Raw genomic sequence first — 3,195 nt, 5'->3', positions numbered from 1 at the left:
CCTTTGCCCACCCTACCCCAGGATTGAATATTGATAAGGCAGTAGCCTTGTGCGCAAATCATGGATGGTTCCCCGCCTGCGCGGGGACGACACATGTCAAAATTAAATGGAAACAGTAGTAGCCCGCTTTGTAATCAACTCAAGATGAGATTACCCCTTACTCAAGCGCTCACGCACTTCGTTCCCGTGACGCAATCCAGGCTTTAACCAACAAATTCAATGTGCATAAGGCTCTGGGCGGTGGTAAATCAAGAGCATCTGCTCTATGATATTTTCCATCAACATTTCAGCTGGATAGTCATGACAGACAGCAACGTCGTATATGTCGCCAGATTACACTGGTTACTTTTTTTTGGCCCTACGGTTTTGGCCTGTGCGGCTTTATTTCTGGGGATTTACGTTCCCCAGTTAAAAGACGTGGCCCTGGGCTTTTTGCTCCTGTCCGCAGGCTGGTGGGTGATGACCTGGGTTAATTATCACTTTTCTTCGCTGACGATTGAAAAAAAACGGGTGATTTTTCGTACCGGTGTTCTGGTGCGAAAAACAACCGATATTCCGTACAGTAAAATAGAAAGCGTGGATGTGCGTCAATCCTTGATTGGCAGCATCATGCGTTACGGTGCCTTGATGATAACCGGAACAGGGGGCACGCGACACTTCATCAGTTTTCTGGATAAGCCACTCGTTTGTCGTCGTTATATTGAGCAACTGACGAATGAAGCCCAAGGGTAAGCTATACTCTGATCATTGCGACACGGATTTTTATGGACACAGTATGAATAGGACTCCTCGAATAATGCTGGCAGCCCTGTTTTTATGCGCAGGCATCAACACCAGCTTTGCCATGCGCTGCAATGGCGCCCTGGTATACGAAGGGGACACCAAATACCTGGTCGAAAAAAAATGCGGCGAGCCACTGGCTAAAGACATCAACCGGACACCTGAAGTGTTGTATAATGACATGGGCGGCGCGTATGCGAGTGTGATTAACGATTATGAAATCTGGACTTACCAGTTCTCACCCACCGATTTTATTTATGAAGTGACCTTTCAGGATGGTCTGGTTATTTCCATCAGGGCGAGCAGACAGTAAAACCAGCTGCAATCCGACCGCAGTCTTTCCCGGATTACGGCCGCGCCTAATCTGGGCTACACAGTCATGAACCTGGATTTAACTCATGTATCAAAGCCAGATAAAAGAAATAGACTATTGCGATCCGCTGACGGTTTTTGAAGGCCTGCATCAGGAAAAATGGGCGATTTTCTTCGACAGTGCGCTGTATCATCCTGATTATGGTCGATACAGCTACATTGCCGTCGATCCTTTTCGGGTACTGTGGGCCAAAGACGCCTGTATAGAAATCGACAACATACCTGTGAGCTCAAATGGCAATCCCTTTGATTTTTTACACAGCCTTTTGAGTGACTACTCTCTGCCGGTCATAACCGGCCTGCCTCCGTTTCAGGGGGGGGCAGCTGGGGCTTTTTCTTACGAACTTTATCAATACCTCGAAGCAATACCCACAGCAGGCTGTGATCATATGAGCTTTCCTGACATGGCCGTCGGCTTATACGATGTGGTGATTTCTTTTGATCATCACCTGCAAAAAACCTGGATTATCTCCACTGGTCTGCCTGAAAAAGAAGCAGACGCCAGGCGCATTCGGGCAAGCGAACGAATGGATTATTTCGTTGATTTAATTGAAAAAAATAAAAAATACAATGTCAAAAACGATGATTATTCTGCTACTGATGATTCATTCCAGACATTCCCCAGTAATTTCAGCGCCGCAGGCTATACAGAGGCTGTGCGGTGCGTGATTGATTATATTCTGGCTGGCGATATTTTCGAGGCCAATATTTCTCAATGTTTTTCAGGTCATCTGTCGCGTGGAGTTGATCCTCTGGTCTTATATAAACGTCTGCGAAATACAGCGCAGGCGCCCTTTTCAGCTTATTTGAATCTGGGAGATACTCAGGTCGTGTCTGCGTCACCGGAACGCTTTATCAAACTGGCACAGGGCAGGGTGGAAACACGTCCCATCAAAGGTACACGATCGCGAAGTGTGGATCCTGTGTTGGACAGGCAGTGGGCGGACGAGCTCCTTGCCAGTGAAAAAGATCGGGCTGAAAATATCATGATCGTGGATTTGCTGCGCAATGACCTGTCCAAAGTCTGCAAAGACCATTCAGTTCATGTCGCTCAACTCTGTGCGCTGGAAAGCTACGCGACGGTGCATCATCTGGTGTCTGTTATCCGTGGTGAGCTGCGGGATGATCAAACGCCGCTTGATTTGTTGATGGCAGGCTTTCCTGGCGGCTCGATTACCGGCGCGCCGAAAATACGGGCAATGGAGATCATCGCTGAGACCGAGCCTTCACGCCGTGGAATCTATTGTGGCAGCCTGGGTTATATTGGATTTAACGGTATGATGGATACGTCAATAGCCATTCGTACCTATACCATTAAAGACGGCATGGTCACATTTCAGGCGGGTGGCGCGGTTGTGCTGGACTCCAATCCGGAAGAAGAGTACGAGGAAACGCTGGTAAAATCACGTCCCCTGCATAATAGCCTGCGAGGAATTCATGATCCTCGTGATTGATAATTATGATTCCTTTGTTTATAACCTGGCGCGCTACGTCAGGGAGTCTGGATTCCGCGAAGAGGTGGTACGGAATGACGCGATCAGTCTGAGCGACATAGACGCGCTGAAGCCCAGCCATATTATTCTCTCACCCGGTCCCTGTACGCCCGATGAAGCCGGTATTACGCTGGATGTCATTCGCTGTTTTGCCAGCAGAATTCCTATTCTTGGTGTATGCCTGGGGCATCAGGCTATTGGCCAGGCTTTTGGTGCCTCGCTGGTTCGGGCCAGAAACCCGACACACGGTAAAGCGTCCTGGATTAACCATGATGGGGCTGGGATTTTTCAGAACCTGCCTGCCCCATTAAAGGCTGGCCGTTACCACTCTCTGGCTTTGAGCAGAGACAATTTTCCCAGCTGTTTAAGCATCACAGCCAGCGCAGAAGATGGTGATATCATGGCTCTGCGGCATCGTTTGTTTCCAGTCGTTGGTCTGCAGTTTCACCCGGAATCTGTTTTGACGGAGCATGGTCATCAGTTGATAGCGAATTTTCTGGGTGTGCAAGTGCAATCTCAGTCGGCTGCTCCCTTCTCCAAAGTTTAGTGG

Annotated in this window: 4 protein-coding genes; all 4 read left to right on the top strand. The window is 48.7% G+C overall.

Annotated elements, in window-relative coordinates; all coding sequences use genetic code 11:
- Nucleotides 1-300: 300 nt before the first annotated feature.
- On the top strand, nucleotides 301-732 hold the full coding sequence (locus ACQUTA_RS13000; RefSeq protein WP_444988694.1) for a PH domain-containing protein: 432 nt from the start codon (nucleotides 301-303) through the stop codon (nucleotides 730-732).
- Nucleotides 733-775: 43 nt separating this feature from the next.
- A complete protein-coding gene (locus ACQUTA_RS12995) occupies nucleotides 776-1,093 on the top strand; it encodes a DUF2845 domain-containing protein (protein WP_444988693.1) in 318 nt (105 codons plus the stop codon).
- A gap of 85 nt (nucleotides 1,094-1,178) precedes the next feature.
- The gene (gene pabB / locus ACQUTA_RS12990; protein WP_444988692.1) at nucleotides 1,179-2,606 is read left to right on the top strand and encodes an aminodeoxychorismate synthase component I; all 1,428 of its coding nucleotides are present in this window, start codon (nucleotides 1,179-1,181) and stop codon (nucleotides 2,604-2,606) included.
- A complete protein-coding gene (locus ACQUTA_RS12985; protein WP_444988691.1) occupies nucleotides 2,590-3,192 on the top strand; it encodes an anthranilate synthase component II in 603 nt (200 codons plus the stop codon). The genes pabB and ACQUTA_RS12985 overlap by 17 nt, the downstream gene beginning before the upstream one ends.
- Nucleotides 3,193-3,195 lie beyond the last annotated feature (3 nt).

This window comes from Legionella navarrensis, assembly GCF_052527415.1.
Note: the sequence above shows the minus strand (reverse complement) of the source record. Positions and strands in the feature narration are given on the sequence as shown.